General features: G+C 60.1%; 19 protein-coding genes and 4 tRNA genes. 6 read left to right on the top strand and 17 right to left on the bottom strand.

What is annotated here, in order from left to right; genetic code table 11:
- Positions 1–84: 84 nt before the first annotated feature.
- From DDF78_RS01620 to DDF78_RS01605, 5 genes are all read right to left on the bottom strand, one after another.
- Positions 85–369, bottom strand: a complete 285-nt coding sequence (locus DDF78_RS01620; protein WP_152579724.1) for a hypothetical protein — start codon at positions 367–369, stop codon at positions 85–87.
- A gap of 148 nt (positions 370–517) precedes the next feature.
- Positions 518–670 (bottom strand): hypothetical protein, encoded by a 153-nt coding sequence (locus DDF78_RS11675; protein ID WP_154677492.1) that lies wholly within the window; start codon positions 668–670, stop codon positions 518–520.
- Entirely contained in the window at positions 640–1,491 is an 852-nt protein-coding gene (locus tag DDF78_RS01615) for a LysR family transcriptional regulator (protein ID WP_152579725.1), read from the bottom strand. The genes DDF78_RS11675 and DDF78_RS01615 overlap by 31 nt, the downstream gene beginning before the upstream one ends.
- A gap of 215 nt (positions 1,492–1,706) precedes the next feature.
- The gene (locus DDF78_RS01610) at positions 1,707–2,549 is read right to left on the bottom strand and encodes a GNAT family N-acetyltransferase (RefSeq protein ID WP_152579726.1); all 843 of its coding nucleotides are present in this window, start codon (positions 2,547–2,549) and stop codon (positions 1,707–1,709) included.
- Positions 2,550–2,618: 69 nt separating this feature from the next.
- The gene (locus DDF78_RS01605; RefSeq protein WP_152579727.1) at positions 2,619–3,227 is read right to left on the bottom strand and encodes a TetR/AcrR family transcriptional regulator; all 609 of its coding nucleotides are present in this window, start codon (positions 3,225–3,227) and stop codon (positions 2,619–2,621) included.
- Positions 3,228–3,310: 83 nt separating this feature from the next.
- Here DDF78_RS01605 and DDF78_RS01600 point away from each other — a divergent pair, with 83 nt between their 5' ends.
- The 4 genes from DDF78_RS01600 to DDF78_RS01585 all read left to right on the top strand — a co-directional run bounded on the left by DDF78_RS01600 (position 3,311) and on the right by DDF78_RS01585 (position 8,362).
- On the top strand, positions 3,311–4,969 hold the full coding sequence (locus tag DDF78_RS01600; RefSeq protein WP_152579728.1) for an MFS transporter: 1,659 nt from the start codon (positions 3,311–3,313) through the stop codon (positions 4,967–4,969).
- An 83-nt stretch (positions 4,970–5,052) separates the two neighbouring features.
- The gene (locus DDF78_RS01595; protein WP_152579729.1) at positions 5,053–6,270 is read left to right on the top strand and encodes a MarP family serine protease; all 1,218 of its coding nucleotides are present in this window, start codon (positions 5,053–5,055) and stop codon (positions 6,268–6,270) included.
- Between the two features lie 200 nt (positions 6,271–6,470).
- The gene (locus DDF78_RS01590; protein WP_152579730.1) at positions 6,471–7,307 is read left to right on the top strand and encodes an HAD family hydrolase; all 837 of its coding nucleotides are present in this window, start codon (positions 6,471–6,473) and stop codon (positions 7,305–7,307) included.
- Positions 7,308–7,330: 23 nt separating this feature from the next.
- Positions 7,331–8,362, top strand: a complete 1,032-nt coding sequence (locus tag DDF78_RS01585) for an aldo/keto reductase (RefSeq protein WP_152579731.1) — start codon at positions 7,331–7,333, stop codon at positions 8,360–8,362.
- 174 nt (positions 8,363–8,536) lie between these two features.
- On the opposite strand, the gene DDF78_RS01580 is transcribed toward DDF78_RS01585, so the two are convergent.
- The 8 genes from DDF78_RS01580 to DDF78_RS01540 all read right to left on the bottom strand — a co-directional run bounded on the left by DDF78_RS01580 (position 8,537) and on the right by DDF78_RS01540 (position 19,621).
- Positions 8,537–10,243 (bottom strand): glycoside hydrolase family 13 protein, encoded by a 1,707-nt coding sequence (locus tag DDF78_RS01580; protein ID WP_152579732.1) that lies wholly within the window; start codon positions 10,241–10,243, stop codon positions 8,537–8,539.
- A 242-nt stretch (positions 10,244–10,485) separates the two neighbouring features.
- Entirely contained in the window at positions 10,486–12,027 is a 1,542-nt protein-coding gene (locus DDF78_RS01575) for an amino acid permease (protein WP_152579993.1), read from the bottom strand.
- 292 nt (positions 12,028–12,319) lie between these two features.
- Complete coding sequence (locus tag DDF78_RS01570) at positions 12,320–12,922, bottom strand: superoxide dismutase (RefSeq protein WP_152579733.1); 603 nt, start codon at positions 12,920–12,922, stop codon at positions 12,320–12,322.
- Positions 12,923–13,123: 201 nt separating this feature from the next.
- Positions 13,124–14,701 carry an MFS transporter gene (locus DDF78_RS01565; protein ID WP_152579734.1) on the bottom strand — a complete coding sequence of 526 codons (1,578 nt, stop codon included), beginning with the start codon at positions 14,699–14,701 and terminating at the stop codon, positions 13,124–13,126.
- A 282-nt stretch (positions 14,702–14,983) separates the two neighbouring features.
- Positions 14,984–16,144 (bottom strand): toxic anion resistance protein, encoded by a 1,161-nt coding sequence (locus tag DDF78_RS01560; protein ID WP_152579735.1) that lies wholly within the window; start codon positions 16,142–16,144, stop codon positions 14,984–14,986.
- On the bottom strand, positions 16,141–17,232 hold the full coding sequence (locus tag DDF78_RS12040; RefSeq protein WP_237564502.1) for a hypothetical protein: 1,092 nt from the start codon (positions 17,230–17,232) through the stop codon (positions 16,141–16,143). The genes DDF78_RS01560 and DDF78_RS12040 overlap by 4 nt, the downstream gene beginning before the upstream one ends.
- On the bottom strand, positions 17,229–17,945 hold the full coding sequence (locus DDF78_RS01545) for a 5-bromo-4-chloroindolyl phosphate hydrolysis family protein (protein WP_152579737.1): 717 nt from the start codon (positions 17,943–17,945) through the stop codon (positions 17,229–17,231). The genes DDF78_RS12040 and DDF78_RS01545 overlap by 4 nt, the downstream gene beginning before the upstream one ends.
- Positions 17,945–19,621, bottom strand: coding sequence for a VWA domain-containing protein (locus tag DDF78_RS01540; RefSeq protein WP_237564501.1), 1,677 nt, complete (start codon positions 19,619–19,621; stop codon positions 17,945–17,947). The genes DDF78_RS01545 and DDF78_RS01540 overlap by 1 nt, the downstream gene beginning before the upstream one ends.
- 213 nt (positions 19,622–19,834) lie before the next feature.
- Here DDF78_RS01540 and DDF78_RS01535 point away from each other — a divergent pair, with 213 nt between their 5' ends.
- The gene (locus tag DDF78_RS01535) at positions 19,835–20,767 is read left to right on the top strand and encodes an AEC family transporter (protein WP_162000627.1); all 933 of its coding nucleotides are present in this window, start codon (positions 19,835–19,837) and stop codon (positions 20,765–20,767) included.
- 108 nt (positions 20,768–20,875) lie between these two features.
- On the opposite strand, the gene DDF78_RS01530 is transcribed toward DDF78_RS01535, so the two are convergent.
- The 4 genes from DDF78_RS01530 to DDF78_RS01515 all read right to left on the bottom strand — a co-directional run bounded on the left by DDF78_RS01530 (position 20,876) and on the right by DDF78_RS01515 (position 21,272).
- Positions 20,876–20,948, bottom strand: a tRNA-Val gene (locus DDF78_RS01530).
- A 38-nt stretch (positions 20,949–20,986) separates the two neighbouring features.
- Positions 20,987–21,058, bottom strand: a tRNA-Val gene (locus DDF78_RS01525).
- Positions 21,059–21,100: 42 nt separating this feature from the next.
- Positions 21,101–21,171: transfer RNA gene (locus DDF78_RS01520), tRNA-Cys, on the bottom strand.
- 28 nt (positions 21,172–21,199) lie between these two features.
- Positions 21,200–21,272, bottom strand: a tRNA-Gly gene (locus DDF78_RS01515).
- A gap of 320 nt (positions 21,273–21,592) precedes the next feature.
- On the opposite strand from DDF78_RS01515, the gene DDF78_RS01510 reads away from it, so the two are divergent.
- Positions 21,593–22,426 carry a PAC2 family protein gene (locus DDF78_RS01510; protein WP_415481375.1) on the top strand — a complete coding sequence of 278 codons (834 nt, stop codon included), beginning with the start codon at positions 21,593–21,595 and terminating at the stop codon, positions 22,424–22,426.
- The last annotated feature ends 72 nt before the right edge of the window (positions 22,427–22,498 follow it).

Here is a 22,498-nt window from a genome sequence, read left to right as displayed (position 1 = left end):
TGCTTATATATAGTATGACCGCCCGAGCGGCCGTCATCAGGATGAAGACCACTCCCGTCGACGGCCGCCCAAAGCGGCGTATTGTCAGGCGACCTGATAGATGCGAATCTCCGGGTCGGCCTTGAACAGCGGCGAGAGCCCGGCGACGACGTCGTTCGTGAACAAGTCGCTGGACAGATAGGCCTTCGCCTCATCAGCGGTCGTGAAGCCGTGGAGAATCTGCACGTCCTCGTCGCGAATCAGGAGCTGCTTGTTCGTGGCTCCGGGAATCGTGTTGAGGAACGGCTCCCTGTACTTGGTGTAGACGGCTGCCGCCGACAGGCGGTCAGCTTCGTCCACCGTGATCGTGATTTCCAGAAATGCGGCCATGATGCCTGCCTTTCATGTTTTCATATCGGTTCCAAGCCCGACACATCGCCGGACTACCTTCCACGGTAGAGTGGATGGGCCGCGCCCGGTAGAGGGTCAATGCTGATGGAGCCATACACAACCGTTATGGCATTACGACGTTACGGCGTTATGGCTGAGCAGGCAAAGCCAACGATTCATGCTGAGGTTCGGCAACGACTATCTGGCTGGCAAGCAGCTCAATGTCCCGCGCGAGCGGCGACTGCGGATTCCAGACCGCCTCGTACGAGATCATGACGTCCTGGCCATTATCCTGCAGCATGCGGTGCTGAGCCTTGGGGTCGTGAGCTTGGACACTGGCAGAATCGCTACGCCCAGTCCCATCGAGGCCCATTGCTCAAGCACCTGATAGCTTGCGGCCTCGCCCGGATAGGCGTTCATCGGATGCTTGTGGCTGGCGAACAGCTGCTTGGTGAATGTGGTCAGTCCGCAGGTGTCGGGGACCAGGATGAACGAGGCATCGGCTTCGGTCTCGAACTCCGTCGCGTTCTCTTCTGACTTGACTTCGTCTATTTTGCTCCCGTCTGCCGCGCTATCGCTCACATCGTCTTGAGCGGCGTGGGACGTGACGATGGCGACCGGCTCCCTGCTGATGATTCGATGAGCGAATCGGGGCATTGAAGCCACGGCCGGTATGAGGATGACATCGAGTTTGCCGGCGCTCAACGCGTCACGCAACTCCTGCACATCGGCCTCGCGCAGTACCAGCTCGTGCGATTCCGGGAGATTGCAGACCATGGAGTACATCTGCGCGACGAGTTTCGGATCGATGAGCGGAGAGACGCCCATGCGGATGGAACAATCAGTCGGTTGCGTAAGACGCTGCGCTTCGGCGGCTATCGCATCCAGCTCATCGAGCGCACGTTCAATCATGGGTAGCAGCTGCCGTCCGAACGCCGTGGGTGCCGCCCCTTGGGTGGTGCGTTCAAACAGTTTCCCGCCAAGCTGCTGCTCAAGCTTGGCAATGCCATTCGACAGCGCCGGCTGGGTCACTCCATAGGCGCGGGCCGCTGCGGTGAATGAATGCGTCTGCGCGGCGGCCCACGCATAGCGCAGCCCTTCGATGCTCACATGATCGGTCATAATCACAGATTATTACAGCATGCTGTCATCGCTGCGAGTCGACGTTGCTTCCCCCTGCTGACAACATTGCGAAAACCCACTCACACACACCGAAACACATTACATTGGCCGCAACTCATGCAAGACGCGTCTTCTATAGCGTCGTCCGCAGCACACCCATAGCGCCTCACATAAGCGAGATAGGTGCTTCTCCGATGTTATGTTGCCATAAATTCTCAATTTCCCTTGGGCAAGGAATGGTAGAGCATCACCGATTTCTCAACGAACCCTGCCGACGTGTACAGATTCAGTGCGCGGGCATTGTCTGTGTCGACTTGCAGGATTACCGTTTTGGCTCCCATCGATATCAGCTTGGCTATCGACCAGTTGAGCAGTGCGCGGCCATAGCCATGCCCGCGATATTCCGGCACGACTTCCAAGGCATATATGCCGCCCGTATCGGGCAGCAGCTCCAAACGAACACTGCCAATGATTTTGCCGTCTATCGTGCCGGTGAAGGTATGCTGCTTGGCATCTGTTTCCTGGATGTCCAACGCGCTTTTGGAACGCAGCAGGCTTGATGAATCTCCACCATGCTCCACGAACTCTCCATGCTGCTCGAAATCCGACGCATTCAGCACCATGTCGTATTCGGCATGATGATAGTTCGCGTGCAGCCTTTCGATGAAGCGCAAACCGGATGCCGATTTCTTGTCGCTGAGCAACAGCAGCTCCTGCGGGCTTCTCGCATTGAATTCGCTCAGCATCCGCCGAAAGAGCTCGGTGAAAATCCCTTGTCTCCTGTAACTTGGCCGAACCATGCCGTTGACTTCCCATACCGCGCTGTCGAAGGAGCATACGCCCAAATACCCGACCAGCGCGTCGCGTTCATAGCAGAAGAACTCGTTCATGCCGGAGCGGTCGGTCTGATTCCTTCCTACCTCGCTCGTCTTGAAATCCAGCTCAAGCTTGGAATCGACATCCTCGTACTCTCGGCACGCTTTTTCCAGCTCCATGATTTGCCGATACTGGGCATCACCAATCGCGACACTCGCCGTAAACGTATAGTTACTCGTCATACCGTTCGTTGCTTTCCCTTTGCCCAGGCCATCCAACGTATATGGAACACTGATTGCACCGTCCCGAAATCACCGCCGTTCGTCACGAAACAGGGCCACGACGAATGGCTCTATCGCAGCCGCTACTCTTTCGCTGTCCCAAGCATCTGCGGAATCGTCAGAAGTACCAGAAGCAGCATGCAGCGCATGGTGGCAGACCCCGTTGATGCCGTGGAACAGGAACACCGCCGCAACCTCCGAATCCTCTACAGCGCAGGCATGCTGTGCCTTTGCCGCCTGCAGAAAATCAGCGATGACTGCAGTGATGCTGCGCTCCCACGAGGTGTCGTCCGCCTCGCTCGATGCGCAGTCAAGCACGGCGCTATACGAAGGCGCGATCTGCAGATACTCGTCAACGGCCAGGCGCAGAAGATTGCGTGCCTCGGCCTGCCAATCACGGTGTGCATTCCCCTCCATATGCTCGCGCAGTGCGTTGCCGATTTGCCCGGCGAAATCGGCGCGCAAGGCTTTGATGAGGTCCGCTTTCGAGCTGAAATACAGGTAGAACGTCCCTTTCGCCACGCCGGCGGTCTGAGTGATGTCGTCGATGGTGGCTTTCCCCGCGCCTTTGCTGGCAAGCACCTGCTGGCCCGCGTGCAGCAGCGCGACGCGGCGCTGTGGGTCCAGGCTTCTGCTCATCAATTGTCCTCCCTGCTTCTATAATGACTGACAGTCAGTCAAGTTATTCAACATACTGTATTCAAGTATAGAAAGGCAGTGCAATGAACACTCGCCACGTCCCCATAGGCAAGAACGATGAAGCCCAGAACCGGAACATATCTCAGGGTTCGCAGATGCCTAATTCCGCCATATCTCAAGCTCAATCATCCGGCAACAGATCCCAATCATCAGCCGCTCGCACAATCGCTTTCGCCATCATCATGGTGACGGTGCTGGTCGTCTCGATGGACAATTCGATTCTCTATATTGTGATGAAGACGCTCGCGCAGAACCCGCCGACCGGTTTGGGTGCTTCGCAAAGCCAACTGCAATGGTTCTCGGACGCCTACATCCTCGCCTACGCCGGGCTGCTGCTCACCGGCGGCGTGGCAGGCAACCGCTTCGGTCATCGCAGGACGCTGCTCATCGGCCTGGCCGGGTTCGGCATGTTCTCACTGGCCTCATCCTTCGCGCCCACCGCCGGCTGGCTGATCGGCCTGCGCGCGATGATGGGCCTGTTCGCCGCGTTCCTGATTCCCGCCACGCTCGCCATCATCACGTATCTGTTCGACGGAGCGGCGAGGGCCAAGGCGATCGGGATCTGGTCCGCGGTCGTCGGCGCGGCGCTAGCCATCGGCCCGCTGGCCGCCGGAGCCCTGCTGACTCATTTCTGGTGGGGCTCGGTGTTCCTGATCAACCCGCCGGTGGTGCTGGTCGCGCTCATCGCGGTGCCGCTGCTCGTGCCCGAATACCGCGACGAATCGCGCCCCAGCTTCGACCTGCCCGGCATGCTGCTCGCCTCGGCAGGCCTGCTCGGCATCATCTACGGCATCATTCAGGCCGGCGACAGCGCCAGCTGGACCGGAGGCAAGACCATCGCACCCATCGCAGCCGGACTGGTCGCAATCATCGTGTTCGCCCTGTGGGAGCTGCGTGCGAAGACACCGATGCTCGACGTGCGCTACTTCACCGACCGGGGCTTCACTATCGCCGCACTCGCCTTGGCACTGTTGTTCTTCTCGCTGTTCGGCGGCGTGTTCATCATGACCTTCTACCTGCAATCCATCCGCGGCTACAGCGCCCTGAAAACCGGCGTATGCATCCTGCCGTTCGCGCTGGCCATGATCGCGTTCGCGCCGCAGGCCCGCAAGATGGCCGTGCGCTTCTCCGCCCGCGTCACGTCCGGCTCCGGAATGCTCGTGATCGCCGCCGCCACGTTCGCGCTCTCCCGCATCAGCCAGCACACCTCGATCTGGGTGTTCGAAGTCCTGCTGTTCGCCTTCGGCGCAGGCATGTCGCTGGTCATGCCGCCAATGACCACGCGCATCGTCTCCACGCTGCCGCAAAGCCAGGCGGGCACCAGCAGCGTCGTCAACAACACCTTCCGCCAAGTCGGAGGTAGCCTGGGCATCGCCGTGCTCGGCTCGATCCTCGCCGGCCACTACCGCACCGCTATCGAGCCCAGGCTCACGTTCCTGCCCGCCGGAATCCGCAGTCAGGTGGCATCCTCCATCACCGCCACCCAGCAGGTCGCCGCGCATCTGTCATCTACCCATGTGCCCGCCGAACTGGACCACAATCTGTTCGCCCAGGCGACCGATGCCTTCATCAGCGCCCAGCAGACCGCATGGACCATCGGCTCCATCGTCGCCCTCGCCGCCGCAATCCTCATCCTCGGGCTGTACCGCGACAGGAAAGCGGACAGCACGCAAGCAGAGTGAAGCGACAGCCCAGCACCCGTTAATTTCGCTTCTGGACTAGCGTTGTCAGGCAGTTTTCAGCGAGATGGAAAACTATAGAGAGCATGTTGCTGCCCATTGACATCGTCCTCGCCATCCTCCTGATCAGCGTTTTCGCCGCTGGCATCCGCGCGGGATTCTTCTCCACGCTCGGCACCTTCGTCGGTCTCATCGCGGGCGCGGTGGCCATGCCATACGTGCTGCCACGTGTCGCGCGGTCTATTCCCAGCGACACATGGCGAGGCATCGCGGTTTTCGCCGTTGCGATTGGTCTTCTTGCGCTGATGTCCGGAATCGGGTCAAGCATCGGCCACGTCGTTCGCCGGGGTGCCGACCGGCTGCGTCTCGGCGGCATAGAACGGCTGCTGGGCGGCGGGCTGGCGTTGGTATGCACGGCAGTTGCCTTGTCGCTGACCGCCGCAGGCGTCATCACCTCCGGAATCCCCGTCCTGTCGCAATCCCTCGCCTCCTCGCAGGTGATTCAGGGCATCAACCGATACGCCCCGCAGCCGGTGAGCGATGCCGTCGCCCGGCTGCGCGCCCAGGCCTTCGACAACGCCGGTATACCCACGCTGAAAGGACTGTTCGAAGGCGATGGCAATACCGGTGTAAACGAAGGCAACAGCATTATCGGCGGCAATTCCACTCCCGCCATAGATGCCAATGACCCGAAGGTTCAGGCGGCGTCGCAGTCGGTCGCCCGCATCTCCGGCATCGCCCCCGCCTGCAGCACCATGTCCTCAGGATCCGGGTTCCTGATGGCCGATGATCTGCTAATCACCAACGCGCATGTCGTCGCCGGGGTCACCGCTCCCCTAGTAGAACTTCCGGGCGAGCCCGCCCGCACCGGCTCCGTCATCTATTTTGATCCCGTCAATGACCTCGCAGTGGTTTCAGCGGATGTGAATGCCAAACCGCTGTCACTGGATGATTCAACGATTGCGAACGGCAGCGCGGGCGTCGTGCAGGGCTATCCGTACGGCGGGCCGTTCCAAAGTGTACCCGCACGAGTGCTGTCCACCGAGCGCGATGCCGTGCCCGACATCTACGGGGACTCCACTGCCAACCGCTCCCTCCACGTGCTCCAAGCCCGCGTGGAACCTGGCAATTCAGGCGGCCCGCTGCTCGACCAGAACGGCGAGGTCACCGGAATCGTCTTCGCCAAAGCGCAGGAACGCGCAGACATCGGCTATGCCATGACCAACGACGAGATTCAGCCGGTTCTCAGCCGCGTGTCCGTCGGCAACCAGCCAGTAAGTACCGGGCGGTGCCTCGCGCAGTGAGCGTATGCGACAGCAGACAACGCCTTATCGACTTCTGAATATTTCCTAGCGCCTGCCATACCTAGCGCCCGCGACACCGAAGGCAACACGGATATCAGCGTCATCATAAATCCGCAAGCATAGGTAATGTGATTCATAGACGCGGCTGCCTGGCACATGGGGCTCATCGCTGCGTTCCGCACTCGCGATGGAAGGACATCATGGCACAGCGACTTGTTTTCGTCGACGTCGACGGCACATTGGTCAATCACAATCAGGAAGTGCCGGACTCGGCGCAAGAGGCACTCGCCGCCGCTGCCGCCGCAGGCCATCAGCTCGTCCTGTGCACCGGACGCAGCAAGCCGGAAGTGTATCCCGCGCTTTTGGATCTCGGGTTCCGAGGCTTGGTCGGCAGCAATGGCGCGTACGGCGAAATGGACGGAGCTGCGATCTTTGACGATCGCATGCCGGAAAATGACGTGGCGGAGCTTGCTTCTTGGTTCGACTCGAACAGGACCGCGTGCTTCTGGACGACACCCGATGCGGTCTACTCTGTGCATGACTTCATCGACCTGTTCCGGCCTTCGGATGGCGTCAGCGAGCCAACGGCAGCAGGTGATTGGACCGCCTATCTGCGGCAAATTGGCCCCTATGTACGAACTGGGGTGCCGAAAACCGCCAACAAAGTGACTTTCTTCCTCTCCGCAGGGTTGGGCGCAAGACTGGCAGATGCACGGGAACGTTTCGGAAGCCGGTTTTGCATCGTTTCTGGATCGATGCCACAGGAACTTGGAGAGACTGGTGAATTGACTGCCTTAGGCATGGATAAGTCCGTCGGCTTGAAGAAAATGGCCGCTCGCCTCGGCTTTGCGCCGGATGACACCGTAGCTCTAGGCGATTCCGCCAACGACATCGAGATGCTGCGTTCGGCCGGCACCGGAATAGCGATGGGCAATGGCACGCCGGAGGCCAAGGAAGTCGCCGACTGGGTCACCGCGCCAATCGACGATGACGGCCTCGCGCTGGCCTTCGAACAGCTCGGGCTCACGCACGCTTAGCAAACAGACCGAAGGAGCGAAACATGCGACATATGAAACTAGGGGTGTCAGGCATCGAGGTGCCCGCATTGTTCATTGGAGGCATGTCCTTCGGCGAACCGGATCCCGAACAGCATGTGTGGACGACGAGCCAAGAGAGCACGCAGGCGATCATCGCCAAAGCCTTCGACCTGGGTCTCAACGCCATCGACACGGCGAACTGCTACGCCCGGGGCACCAGCGAAGAATTCATCGGGCGGTCCATCAGAAACCTTGGCATTCCGCGCGAGCAGATGATCATCGCCAGCAAGGTCTACTTCAACGAAGGCCATCTCTCCCCCGCGGCGATCCGTCGGGAGATCGAAGGCAGCCTGCGCCGTTTGCAGACCGACTACCTCGATCTGTACATCATGCACCGCTTCGACTATTCCACACCCATCGAGGAGACCATGCAGGCTCTGGACCAGCTGGTTCGGGAGGGCAAAGTCCGCGCGCTGGGTGCCAGCGAGATGTACGGCTACCAGTACCACACCATGCAAACCGCCGCCGAGAGCAACGGCTGGACGAAACTGTCGAGCCTGCAATGCCACTACAACCTGCTTTACCGCGAGGACGAACGCGAGCTCATCCCTGTGGCCCGGCAGTATGGGGCGCTGCCCACCCCTTACAGCCCGCTCGCCTCCGGGCACTTGGCCCGGGCGGCATGGGACTTCGATTCGTTGCGCGCCAGAACCGATGCGGTCATACGCAGCAAATACGACGCAGCCCACCAGCAGGACCAGCCGATCATCGATCGCGTGCACGAGGTGGCCGGCAGATACGGCGCGAGCATGGCCAGCATCGCGCTGGCATGGCATTGGGCGCACGGCGATTCCGCGCCCATCGTGGGCTGCTCGTCGCCCGAGCGCGTGGAGCAGGCCGCCGCAGCGCTCGACATTCACCTCAACCAGGCCGATATCGACTATCTCGAAGAGCCTTATACCGCGCATGAACTCGTCGGCCCCCTCGCCAGACCCGGAGATAGGCCCCTGGCCGGCACCACCACGCCGCCGGTCACACCGCACGCCACGAAGTGAACGTCTGCCACGATATCCGCACTCAAAATTGATTAGCGTCAGCATTACGACATCTAACATCGCAAAAATGTCACAGGCTCGGTAGCATGGTCGAATTGCTGCCGGGCCTGTGACGTTGAAACGGACACAAAGCGTTCGGGTTTCTCAATCCGAATCGCTTACCGCCACTATCCCTCAGGCGAGCTCAAGCACCGCCGATTCCCATGGTTTGAGCGTCGTAACACCATCCAGCGTCCGCTCACCGATGAGCAGCTTGGCGCCGGACAGCTCGGGCAGGCCTTCAACAGGCAGCGCGCTTTCGTGGGAGGCACAGTTGGCGACTGTCAGGATCGTCGTGCCGTCCAGGGCGCGGGTGAAGGCCCAGATGTTCGGGTCGTCGGCCAGCAGCAGCTCGAAGCGGCCTTCGCGCACCACCGCATTCTCGTGCCGCAGGGCGATGAGCTTGCGGTAGTGGGCGTAGATGGAGTCCGGGTCGGCCACGGCCGCCTTGGCGTTGATGCTCGTGTGATTCGGGTTGAGCGTGTACCACGGCGTGCCGGTGGTGAACCCGGCGTTGGCCGTGTCGTCCCACTGCACCGGCGTGCGTGCGTTGTCGCGGCTCTTGACCTGCAAGGACCTGAGAATCGTGACCTCGTCCAGTCCGGCCTTTTTCGCCTGGTGGTAGTAGTTGATCGACTCGACGTCCTCGTAATCCTCGATCGAGTGGAGCGGCAGGTTGGTCATGCCGAACTCCTCGCCTTGGTAGACGTACGGCGTGCCCTTGTGCAAATGCAGCACCGTGGCCAGCGCTTTGGCCGACGCGACCCGGTACTCGGGCCTGTCGTCGCCGAAGCGCGAGACCACGCGCGGCTGGTCGTGATTGTTCCAGTACAGCGAATTCCAGCCCGCCTCGGCCAAGCCATCCTGCCAGTGGGCGAGGTTCTTCTTGAGCACCGGCAGCGGCAGGTCGGCCAGATCCCACTTCGTTCCCGTAGCCGTGTGGTCCAGCTCCATGTGCTCGAAGGTGAACACCATCTTGAGCTCCCGGCGGGTCGCAGCCGTCGCGCGAATAGCGGTCTCGACCGTCGAGCCGGGCATCTCGCCCACCGTGAACAGGTTATGCTCGTCCAAACCGACTTCGCGGTTCATCTCGGCAAGGAACTCGTCAAGACGCGGACCGTTGGAGAAGTCGTCGGACAGATCAACCGGTATCGGGCCGCCACTGGTGAGCGATTCGGGTTTGGAGATCAGGTTGATCACGTCCATGCGGAAGCCGTCCACCCCGCGCGCGACCCACCAGCGCATCATGTCGTACACCGCATGGCGCACGTCCGCGTTCTCCCAGTTCAGATCCGGCTGCGCCGGGCTGAAGATACCCAGATAGTACTCGCCGCTGCGCTCGTCATACGTCCACGCCGACGGTGCGAAGCACGCCTCGGTGTCGCTGGGCTCCGCGCCCGGCTCCCCCGGCGCCTTCCCCGCCCGCGCCTTGCGCCAGTAGTACCAGTCACGCTTGGGAGACGCCGGGTCGCGCGACTCCTCGAACCACGCATGCTTGTCGGACGTGTGATTGACCACCAAGTCCATGACCAACTTGATGCCGCGCTCATGCGCATCGTGGATGAGCTTGTCTATATCGTCAAGCGTGCCGAACAGCGGATCGATGTCACGATAGTCGCTGATGTCGTAGCCGTTATCCACCTGCGGCGAGCGATACACCGGCGACAGCCAGATCACATCCACGCCCAAGCCAGCCAAGTAGTCAAGCCTCGAGTCGATGCCCGGGATGTCGCCCACGCCGTCCCCGTTCGAATCCTGGAACGAACGCGGATAGACCTGATACACCACCGCCGACTTCCACCAACCCTCAGGACGGTCCTTATCAAACTGGTTCGATGCCATGTACTACTCCTCGCAAAAAATGTGGTTACCGGCGCTCATCGCCACGTTGCTCACCAGCGTACAGCCTCGTATGGAACCTCTCGCATAGGGTGTTTCACGCTGTATTTCACATGATATACAGACGGATTGGAGACAGTAAGAAGATGCGTCTGTGATTGATTGCATAGTCAATCACAGACGCATAATCCGCTATACCGATACCGCCTAAAGCTCACTCCATAACGGTGTTCTCGGCACTATCGTCATACAGCACTCGCATCGCCCACAGCACTGGCTGATTTCCTGCGTCGACTGCGCAGCAGGCAGTATCCGCCGAACACGATCAGCCAGCCCAGGCCGGCCAAGGCCGGGCCGCGCGTGTCTGCGGCCAGGAACAGCGTGAGATAGATGAAGGCGAAGAATGCCATGGCGACGATGTCGAGGACCTTGTAGCTCGGCAGCACGAAGCCATCAGTGATGAAGTCGGCGGACTGGCGGTATTTGCGGTGTGCGGCCACGGTGAGTATGTAGATGAAGATGATCACTGCGCTGGATGCCGAGGAGAACAGCACGAAGGCGCTGGAAATGCCGGGTAGTGCGCTGACCAGCGGGGAGACGAGAATCAGCAGGGCCGAAAGTATGATCGCGCGTGCAGGCACCTTGCTCTTTGAAACAGTCGTAAAATGGCGCAGACTCGGGGAATCGGACTCGTCGGCCACCTGATAGAGATGCCGCCCGGCGGAGTACAGCAGGGAATTCAGCGACGACGAGGCCGCAGTGATGACCACGAAGAACACCAGCGCCGAAGCCCAGTTGAGCCCGGCGTACTGGAACACCATGACGAATGGCGAGGCGAAGGAGCCGTCGCGATTCGGCTTGAAAGTGCTCCACGGCACGATGAGCATAATCGCGACCAGCGCGCCGACGTAGAAGATCAGGATTCTGGCGATGAGCTGGTTGATCGCCTTGGGCAGCACCTTGCGCGGGTTACGCGTCTCGGAGACCGTCACGCCGACAAATTCGATGGTTTCGTAGGCGAAGAAGACCATCTGGAAGCTCATCAGGAACGCCATCCAGCCGTGAGGCAAGAAAGAGAATCCGCGCGTGATATTGTCGAAGCCCGCGTGACCGGCCGGCGAAATGCCGTCCATGCCGTGAATCTGCACGGCCGGGTAATGGTAGTCGATGATGACCATGACCGCAGCGGTGGCGATCATCGCCAGAATCAGCGTGATCTTGATCATCGAGAACCAGAATTCGGTTTCGCCGAAGACCTTGACCGCGATGAGGTTGACCATAGCGAGCACAGCCAGGAAGCCAATCTGAATCAGCCAGTTCCAATGCCGTAGGTCGATGCCGAAGATGCGGAAGAAGGTCACGAAATACGTGCCGACCGCGCTGATTTCGGTCATGCCGACCAGTACTAGGACGACCCAGTACGACCAGCCGGCGAAATGCCCCCAGGCGTCGCCGAGGTAGCGCCCGATGAAATTGATGAAGGTGTGCTGGCTCGGGTCGCGGTACATCATCTCGCCGATCGTCCGCATCAGCAGGAACATGACCGCGCCCACGGCGATGTACACCGCGATGATGCTCGGCCCGGTCAGGCTGATGGACTTGCCCGACCCCAGGAACAGCCCCGTGCCGATGGTGCCGCCGATGGCGATGAACTGCACATGCCGGTTCTTTAGGCCACGCTCCATATCGTTGCTGCGGTCCAGCGTCTCCACGGATTGCAGCCCGGAAGCCGCTTCGCCTCCGTCGACTTCCGATGCAGTTGCCGCAGTCCCTTCTGCCGCATGCATGGTTGGTTCGTCGCCGTTGCTTTCATTCACATTCTCATTACGCACGCAGGCAACCATACTCCCTGCCCGCCCGTTTTGGCCAGAACCATGTCATCTATAGGACAGCGTGTACAGAATATACAAGGGAATTCTGCCCCTTTCGTGCCTCTTACCACGAATAAGCGTCACAAAAGGGGCAGTATGCCTGATACGCAAATTCCCTGAACTCCATTTCGGGGCTCAGGGAATCAGCAATCAGCCAGTCACTGCCGGCTTCATCCAGTAACAGTCAGCTACACAATCAATCCGTCATTCAGTCCGTGCTGACTTTGGCGAAGCGCTCGGCGGCGTCGGCCCAGTTGGCGATATGCCAGAAAGCCTTCACATAATCAGCCTTGACATTGAGATAGTCGAGATAGTAAGCGTGCTCCCACATATCCAGCTGCAGCAGCGGGACGATGGAAATCGGCACATTGGCCTGCTGGTCGAAGAGCTGGAAGATCAGCGGACGCTTGGCGATGGTGTCCCAGCCGAGGATGGCCCAGCCGGAGCCTTGCAACGTCGTCGCAGTCGCGTTGAACTGCGCCTGGAACTTCTCAAAGGAGCCGAAGTACTCGTCGATGGCCGCCGCCAGCTCGCCTTCGGGCTTGCCGCCGCCGTCGGGAGAAAGGTTCTTCCAGAAGACGCTGTGGTTGATGTGGCCGCCGAGATTGAAGGCGAGGTCCTTCTCCAAGCGGCTGATATTGGCGAAGTCGTTCTTGTCGCGAGCCTCTTCAAGCTGCTCGAGGGCGGCGTTCGCGCCATTGACATAGGTCTGATGGTGCCTGTCATGGTGCAATTCCATGATCGTGCCGGAAATATACGGTTCCAGCGCGGCGTAATCGTAGGGAAGGTCGGGAAGCGTGTAGACGGTCATAAGAGGTCCTTTCGTCGTTGTCCTGTCCTACCCCAGATTAGCAATTTCGGCGATGCGGCGAGGCTAAGCGCTGTGCGCGAACAAGGCGGCGTAGACCTTGACGGCCATTGCCCCGTGCCCTCTTACTCCGTGCCCTCTTATTGTTGCGATATTCCTAGGAGCATCCACCCAGAATTCCTGATTCTGAGATTGCCGACTTGCCTAGTCCCGCTGCGAAGGCTGCTCGCGACTCTGCTCCGGTTTTGCCTCTCGACACCACGCACGCGGAGCCACAAATGCAACGCAAATCAGCGAGCCGATAAGCAGTGCCGCCGCCGGCATCACCAGCGAATCCTTCATCGCGCTGGTGAAACGAATCGCCACATTCAGCGGCATATGCGCGCCGCCTGCGGATGCTCCGGAGAAATGCTGCGAGGCAGCGGGAAGGTAATGTTCAAGCCGCGCGGAGACGAGCGCCGCAATAGCAGCCGAGCCGATGACGGTGCCGAGCTGGCGCGCGGTGTTGTACACGCCGGAAGCCGCGCCCGCCATATACGGCGGCAGATTACGCGTAGACACCGCGCCCAGCGGCCCCCACATGAACGCGCTGCCGATGCCGAGAACCGCCGAAGGAACCAGCAGCCAGGCCCATGAGACGTCAACCTGCATGATCCACACATAGAGCCACAGCCCCAGCGAGGAGCACAGCAGCCCAGGAACGGCCAGCGTACGCGGGTGCATGCGGTCGATCATCTTGCCAGAAATCGGCGCGAGCACGATGCCGATAATCGGCGAAGGCAGCGTCATCAGCGCCGACTGCGTCGGGTCGAGGCCACGCACGACCTGGAAATAGTAGTACAGCGGGACCGACATGGAGGCAATCGCGAAGCCAACGAAGACGATGGCAGCCGACGACACCGAGAAATTGCGGTCCCTGAACAGGCTCAGCGGCACCAGCGGCTCCCCCTCGGCGCGTGCCTGCCACAGGAAGAAGACCACGAACATGACGGCACCGAAGACGATTGACGCGATGATCCAGCCATCCCAATGGTTCGCGTTGCCCTCCTGCATGCCGAAGACGAGGAAGAAGACGGCAATGGCGGAAAGCGCCACGCCAATCCAATCGAAGGAATGCGTATGCGTTTCGAGCTTCGGAATGTTCACCCAGCCAAGAACCAGCGCGACGATGCCGACCGGCACGTTGATGAAGAAAATCCACTCCCAGCCGAAGGAGCTGACCAGGAACCCGCCCAGCACAGGCCCTACCATCGTGGCCACGCCGGCGACGGTCCCCCACACGGCCATAGCTCCTCCCCTGCGCGTAGGCGGGAAGATGCGCTGGATGACGGCCATGGTCTGCGGGCTGATGAGTGCCGCGCCAAAGCCCTGCACCGAGCGTGCAGCGATCAGATTGCCGATCTGGCTGCCCGGCAGGCTGGACGACAGTCCGCACCACAGCGACGACAAGGTGAAAATCACCAGACCGATAAGATAGATGTTCCGCTGGCCGAAGCGGTCCCCCAACCTACCCGCGATAAGCATCGGCACGGTGAGCGTCAGCAGGTACGCCGAGGTGACCCAGAGCACCGTTCCGACGTCCACGCCAAGACCCTGCTGAATGCTCGGATTCGCCACGGCCACGATTGTCGTATCCAGCAGAATCATGAAGAACCCGATGATCATCGACCACAGCGAAACCCACGGATTGATTTGCCTGCGGCCGGCGCTATTCCCAGATTTCTGCTGGGGTGACTGCGCATTTGGTTGCGCAATCGGCAATGACTTTGAATCCTTCTCCATATACGTCCTCTCCTCAAACATGCTTCATCAAACATGCTTCATTGTGTTACGTTGCAACCTGCAAACCGGAACCCGCAATCCATTAGACAATCCATCCGACCATCCGACAATCTATCCGGCTTGGGAACCTTTTCCATCCATCAATATGACAACGTCATAGCAATCTGTGCAAAGACCACTACACAGACTAGCGCATCACATGAAGTATTCGAGTTGATTTCGCTGAGCAATTGTTATTTACGGAGACAGAATCTAATACAGCACCATATCAACGCCACCGCGCTAGTTCATCGCCTGCGCGTTTTCGATGAGCGCGTTTTTCAGATCGGTTTCGAGCTGACGCATGGTGCCTTCGGCCGCCTCGCGCTTGGCCTTGCCGTCCTGCTGGATGGCGACGGTTTCCTTCAAGGTGGCGATGAGCTCGCTGTTGACCTTCTGCAGTGTCTCGGTGTCGATGACGCTGCGCTGGTTGGCTTTCTCGGCGTCCACCGCGCCCTGATGCAGGGCTTTCGCATTCTCTTCGAGCATCCGGTTGGTCACGTCGTCGGCTTTCTTCTGCAGGTCGAGGGCCTGACGCTGGTGCTCCAAGCCCAGCGCTATGACCATCTGCGACTTCCAGACCGGTATCGTGGTACTAATCGTGGTGTCAATCTTGTCCACGATGGTCTGGTCGGCGTTCTGCACGATCTTGATCTGCGGGGCGGTCTGCAGGCTGACCACGGATACGCGGTCCAAATCGTCAAGCCGCTTGGCGAAACGGTCCAATTTGGCCTTGAAATCGGTCAAGATCTGCGCCTTCATGGGATCACCAGAGGCCTGCGCTTCGGCTTCGAGCTTGGGAAGCTGACTCGCGTTGAAGTCCGCAAGGGTCTTCTTGCCGGCGAGCACGTAGATCTTGAGCTGCCGGTACAGCTCCGCGTTCTTCGCGTACATGGTGTCGTAGAGCGCGATGTCGGCAACGAGCCGAGTCTGCTGGGTTTCGAGCTGACTTACGATGTCGTCAATCTGGTCGCTGACCTTCTGGTATTTGCGTCGCAGCTTGTCCGCGCCGCCGATCAAGGCGCCGATAATAGGCACATGGCTGATGGCTCCCAGCTTCTCGTTGTCCACCGTCGTCAGCAGGTCCTGCAGCAGCTCCCCGGCCTCGCCGGTGTCCTTGCTGCGGGTCTTGGAGAGGATATCGTCAGCGAAGCCTGCGGAAGAGCGCTGCACATCCTTGGCATACGAGCTTTCGATGCCGTTCTTCGTGAGATCAAGCGAGTCCGCGAGCTGCGCGATCTGCGTCTTGTCCGCGTCGGGCAGCGCCGCTATCTGCGCATCAAGGCCTGCGGAGGCGGGCGGGGCGACGAGCGCGGTGGATGGGCTTGAGAGGCCGTCGAGCGTCGGCGTCGCCGCGTCCGTTGCGCCTGCCGTAAGATCGGCGAGGCTGATTTCCTTGGTCATTGTTGTGTTCCTTTCGTGAGCACTTCGATGAGGCTTTGCATGGCATCATTGCGGGGAAGCTCTGCGACCGCCGTGATCTGGTCAAGCGTACCGGGCACGCCGAAGCGTGTGATGCTCGATGCGCCGGTGAAGTTCGCGCTGCGGAAGCCGTGCCGTTCCCACGCGAGCTTCTGGGTCTCGGGCTTCTTGAGAAGCGCAAGCAGCTTCTGGCCTTTGGCATTGGTGGGAATGAGAACGTGCGTGGACCACACGGTGGGCGTGGGGTAGGCGATCACGATATCATCCTTGACCTGCTTCCAGGCGTCCGGATTGTTCGCGGCGAGGTCGAGTATCTGGCTTTCGTAGCCGACCATGATGGGCTTCGAACCGACACCGAGCGTCAGAAACTGGTTGAACGAGTCCTCGGATGACGTCTCCATCCAGCCGCTCTTGCCGAAGATGGACGTGAGAGCTGGCGCGTCGCGCTGAATCGAGGCGACGGTGGCGGGCTGTCCGCCGTTGAGCGTGGCGGCCACAAGCGCGGCATACTCATTGCCTGAGTTGGACTTGATCGGATCGGTGGAGTCGATGCGGAACTGCCCGTAGCCGCTCGGCCAGCCCACGTCGCCCCAGGTCTTGTTGGCGCTCATGGCGGCGACGGCCTTGCTCATGTCCATCGTGTACACGCCATTGGCGCGGCTCATGATGCCCGAGCCCACGAGCGCGTCAGCGACCGCCTTGTGCGTGTACATGACGATCGGCGAGTTGAACACGATATCGCTTGTGGACGTGTCCACGCCTTTGGCCTTGCCGTAATCCACTGCCGCACGAGAGGAGGGGAAGAGATAATCCAGACCCTTGCGGTCAGCGGTCATCATATCAAGCGACCCCGCCTTGCGGTAGTCGACCTTCAGCCCGTCCTTCGCCGCAAGAGCGTTGAACTGCGGATCGTCGAACAGCCCGATCTTCTCCCCGCCCAAATAGCCATCCACCGATGTGATTTCGACCGGCTTGGGCCGCGAATTGCGCCAGACGAGCGTGCCCGCGATGAGTGCGAACGCGACGAGCAGGGCCGCCAAGCCGATCAGCTTTGATTTCGACAGTCTCATGCCTCGTCCTTTGCATCTGTGTTTCTAAACCCAGGATTTCTAGACTCAGCGCTCTTAAGACCGGTGTCCTTGGTTTCAGCGTTCGGTGTCTCCGCGTCCTTTGCGTCGGTTTCGTCGTACCCGTCCATGCCCGCAAGGCGCACGATGGCCTCGCTGTCGGCGGACAGGGACAATGCCTTGGTCTCCACAGCGTGCCGCAGCTCGCCCGCCGCCGCGCGTTCGAGCGCATCCAGCGCACGTACCGCGTCGGCCTTTGCGGGGCCGAGCTGCGGTGTGGAGTTGGAGCGTTCCACGTCCAAATAGCCAGACAGGAGGCTTTCGGTCTGCTCGCCGTACACGCTGATGTAGTGGCTCAGGGTGCGCCATGCGTTCGGGGACTCCTGGACGTAGGCGATGAGCGCGTTCGTGGCCGCGATGAAATCGTTCGCCTCCTTGGACACGCCCTTGTCTTTGATCTGCCTGGTCAGCGTCGCAATGGAACCGACGCGGCTCTTGGCTTCATCCAACGCGGCAAGCGCCTTGGTGCCATCCGGCACCGAGTCTGCGTCCACGCCACCGAGCTTGCGGCGACGCTCAAGCAGCAGAGAAACGCCCACATAGCCGAGCACAGTGCACACAAAGCCGACGATGAGGCCAGGCACTCCCCCGCCCGTGATGACGAAGGCGAGCAGCCCGAGCACGAGACCCGCAATAAAGCTCAGAACGACGGACATCAGTTGTATCCCTTCACGGTGCGGAACACGCTCGCGAGATTCCCATTACGCCCATCGAAGACCTTGGCGTTGCTGGTACCGGCGAGGTCTTCGAGCTGCGATGGGTCGGCATCGCCGAACATGATGCTGAAAATAGGAGGCTTGTCCTTGAGCGCCCGATAATGGCTCATGAACGAATCGCGGCTGCCGGTCTCGGAGTGCCCGTCCGTCATGGCGACTATCGCCGTCGTGTACTGACTCAGGTCGGCGGGCAGCTCCCTGATCGCCTTGTCCAGAGCGCTGTAGATGTCGGTGCCGCCGCCCGCTTCCAGCGCGTTCGCCCTGTCTAGAATCGCACCGGTGTCCGTGCCTTTGGCGACGGTGTCGTTTTGCGGGGACGAATCGAACGGGATGAACACGTTCACGTCATTCGGCGCGGGCTGAATCATGGAGCGCTTCGCCTGTGCCGGGTCGAGAGCCGCGTTCAGCCCCTTGACTACCCCGTCACGCCCGCCATTACCACCCATCGAGCCGGAGTAGTCCACAACCCAGATGGTGTACGAAGGCTTGCGCAGCGCGGTCTGGTACAAGTCAAGCGCCTTGGAGATCACGTCGGCGCTGGGCATGGCGATGGCTTTCAAAGCGTCAGGCTTCGCGTTGATGCCCCAGTCGGCGCGGAATGCACTCTTGACCCCCGCATCGTTCGGATTGGCAAGCGTGCCGCCCAGGCCCGTGCGGCGTCCCGCCTGCTCGAACAGCTTCTGGCTTTCCTTCGAGTGCAACGCCTTGGCGAACTTGGCGAACGCGCCGTCGAGCTTCTGTCCCCGATCCACATAGCCTAATGGCGAGTCGCTGATGGCGATGCCATCCGAGGGGTAGACGGCCAGCAGCGGATCGTGCCCGTTGCCAGTCAGCTGCCGGTTGGCGGCGATGACCAGAGACTCGTAGTTGACCATCGCATCGACGCGACCGGGGTCGGACACCACCATGTCCTTAAGCCAATCCGAGGAGCCGGAGGAGCGGTCGACGCCTGAAAGCAGCGTCTTGGCCGAGGCCTGGAGTGCAGGGTCATTAAGTTCTGCGACGCTCAGCGCCTGCTGCTTGCCGGAGAGGGCCGTGAGGAACGCGAGATACGCGGAAGCCCCCGAGTTCGACTGTGTGGCCGAGGTCATGGAGAACTTCAATTGCTTCGCCTTGACGGCATCCATCACCTCGCTTGTGCTTACCGGGCGTGTTGAGCCGTCCGGCTTCGCCCAGCCCAATGCCATAGCCTTCGATTGGGCGACGCCGAACACGATGGGCGTGGTCGACGTGCTCGCCGCATCCTTGACGATGTGCTTGGTATCGCCCATGGAAATCCACATGCTGCTGGCCGGCCATACCGCGTCGTAGCTTGAACCGCCCTGTTCGAGCGCGTTCATGATATCCAGCGACCCCATGTAATGCATGGTGATTGCGACGCCTGACTCATCCGACGCTTTCTGAATAGCATTGGATACTTCGCCATTCTCCGAGCCGGAGGCGATGCTTAAGGTCGCGCTCGATGAACCATTGGCTGGTGTGAACGTCTGCAAGTTCGGCGAAGGCGCTGGATTAGCCTTCCCCGGCGGCGTCGTGCCGAAGCATGACCCCAGCGTCATGACTGCGGCGAGCACAGCGCCCACCGCAAACCCCTTCATCAGCGATTTCGCTGCCATCTACTGTCCTCTCGTTGGTCTCGATGACTGTTCCATGCCTTACGCCTTACTGTATTAGCAAATCCAGACGCGGCTGACACACAAGGCAAACCGCAGCCGGAGAATGCATGCGCCCCCAAGAAAACCGTATCGCCATTGCCCGGCGTAGCATGGGTTTCGTTCAGATATACAGCCGCCATGCTTGCCTGCATCCCGCTTGAAGAAAGAAAGATCGTGTCATTCACCCAGCTTGCGACGCAAATCGCCCTGGTTTTCTGCCTCATGCTGTTCGGGGTGATCATCCGCAGAAGCGGCCATCTGCACCAGACAACCGCCAATGACCTCACCGATATGCTGCTGTATTACATCTCGCCGCTGGTGATCATTCACGCATTCCAACAGCCCTTTTCGCCATCCAGCCTCCATATCCTCGGCAAAACCGCAGCAGCGGTCTGTGCCTCCTGCCTGATCAGCATCGGCTTGTCCAAGCTGCTGTTCATGCGCGTGAAGGACCCTTCCAAACAGCGGGCAGCGAAATTCGGGAGCGTGTATTCGAACGCGGGATTCATGGGCATTCCACTCGCTCAGGCGCTGTTCGGTAGCGCTGGCGTGTTCTACGCCGTCATCTCGCTGGCCGCCTTCAACATCTTCGCATGGACGCATGGAACCTCGCTGTATCAGGGACCGCACTCCAAAAATGGTTGGCAGGCGAAGGCGAAAGCCATCATCGTGAATCCGAATATAGGGGCGATACTCATTGGCCTGGCTATGTTCGTGCTTTCGATTCATCTGCCGGGTCAGGTGAATCAGTTCCTTACGTATGTCAGCGATCTGTTCACGCCGCTCTCCATGATCGTCATCGGCAGCAGCCTTGTCGATATGCCGTTGCGATCCGTCACCTTCGACCTGCCGATCATGGTCTCCCTGCTGCTGCGGAACCTGTTCTACCCGGTGATAGCCATACTGATGCTGAAGCTCTGCGCGGTCACCGGCACGGCTTTCACCACCTCGGTCATTCTGGCATCGTGCCCTGCAGCCGGGATGGTAGTGCTCTTCGCCATGCGCAATGGCGACGACACCAAGCCCGGAGTCATGCTGATGAGCTTGTCGACACTGCTGAGTCTGCTCACCATTCCGCTGGTGTATCTGCTCTGCACAGTCATATAACGATAGCCTGTGAGCCGTAGCTAGAGACAGGCAGACGGAAAATATAAAAAAAACGATTCTCGTAAAAATCGTTGAAGCCTCAGAAATAAGAAAATATAAGAAGATGTGTGGGTGATGCAGGAATCGAACCTGCGACCCCTTCCGTGTGAAGGAAGTGCGCTAGCCGCTGCGCCAATCACCCAATCTTCAATTATGAAGAATCGATTTCTCGGTTCTGCGTGGGCGATACAAGATTCGAACTTGTGACCCCTTCCGTGTCAGGGAAGTGCGCTACCACTGCGCCAACCGCCCGGGTCTTCCTTAGCTCGCCAGACTTACATCTGACTCACCAAGAGGTGGGTACGAGAGTCGAACTCGTCTATACGGCTTTGCAGGCCGCTGCCTAACCGCTTGGCTAACCCACCGAACAGGTCGTCAACTCTTCGGACCTCGAGCGGACAACGGGACTCGAACCCGCGCTCTCGACCTTGGCAAGGTCGCGCTTTACCAACTAAGCTATGTCCGCATGCGTTCTCAGCAGTTAACCGCTGCCGAAGCACGAGTCACTACTATAACCACATCCATGGCATTTGCAAGCCCAGCGTGTCGTAAGTCAGAAAGCGTTTCATTGCAACAGTTTCGCATGGTTCCATGTAGCTTGGATGCGCAGCCGCTCTGTGTCAGCGCTCAGGAATATTACTTGGGCAGATTCCTGCGTTTCCCTCGACTCGGAGCGCCTGAATTCGTCCGGTAGCACCTGCCAGCACCCGACGCTAGGCATGATGCCGGGCTTCACCTATGGCATAAGACTGCGAGAGCAAACACGTACCGGTTACATTAGAACACATGACAGCAGCAGCGAAGACACCGAAAACCGCGATGATATGCGCCTTCGAAGGGTGGAATGACGCCTGTCAGGCGGCCACCAACGTCATTCGCCACCTCATTGCACGCTATGATGCGACCGAGGTGCGCCACATCCGATGCGACGGCTACTACGACTATCAGGTGACGCGGCCGATGTCGTGCACGGTGGCCGGCAGACGGCGCATCCTGTGGCCGCAGACCACCTTCTATGACATCGCCATCAATCCCGGCACCCACGTCTTCGCACAGATCGCCCCCGAACCCAACTATCGCTGGGTCGAGTACTGCCATCAGAGCATGCACATCGCCGAGGAATTCGACGTTGACCATATCGTGACCCTGGGCTCGATGTTCGCCGACTGCCCGCATACCCGCCCGCTGCCGATTGACGAGTCGGACACGGACTGCCGCTGCGATATGGACCGGGAATACAACGGCCCGGTCGGCATCACCACCGTGCTTGACGCACTGGCTTGCAACGAGGGATTCGATGCCAGCACGATCTGGGCCTCGATTCCGCAGTATCTCGGCAGCGACGAATGCGCCCAGGCCACGCTGCAGATGCTTCATCATCTTTCCGGCAGACTCGGCGTCGAGCTCGATCAGGGCGATCTGCCGCAGAAGGCGCAGGCGTGGAAGGCGCAGGCCTCCGTGCTGACTCATTGCAACGATGATCTGGCCGAGTACGTCGAGCGCCTTGAGCATGAGTATGACAGCGAGCAGAATGCCCGCGCGCTGGCCGATATAGGAACGCCGCAGGCCGAGATGCTGGTCAAGGAAGCGGAGGATTTTCTCTCGCACATGGGCGAGTAGCGGTAAGCAAAGGGCATGAAAAACGGCGGGGTACGAGGATTATTCCTCGTACCCCGCCGTAGCCAGTGCCAG

The sequence above is a fragment of the Bifidobacterium tibiigranuli genome (assembly GCF_009371885.1).
GTDB lineage: Bacteria > Actinomycetota > Actinomycetes > Actinomycetales > Bifidobacteriaceae > Bifidobacterium > Bifidobacterium tibiigranuli.
This window is presented reverse-complemented; position numbering and strand designations above follow the sequence as displayed.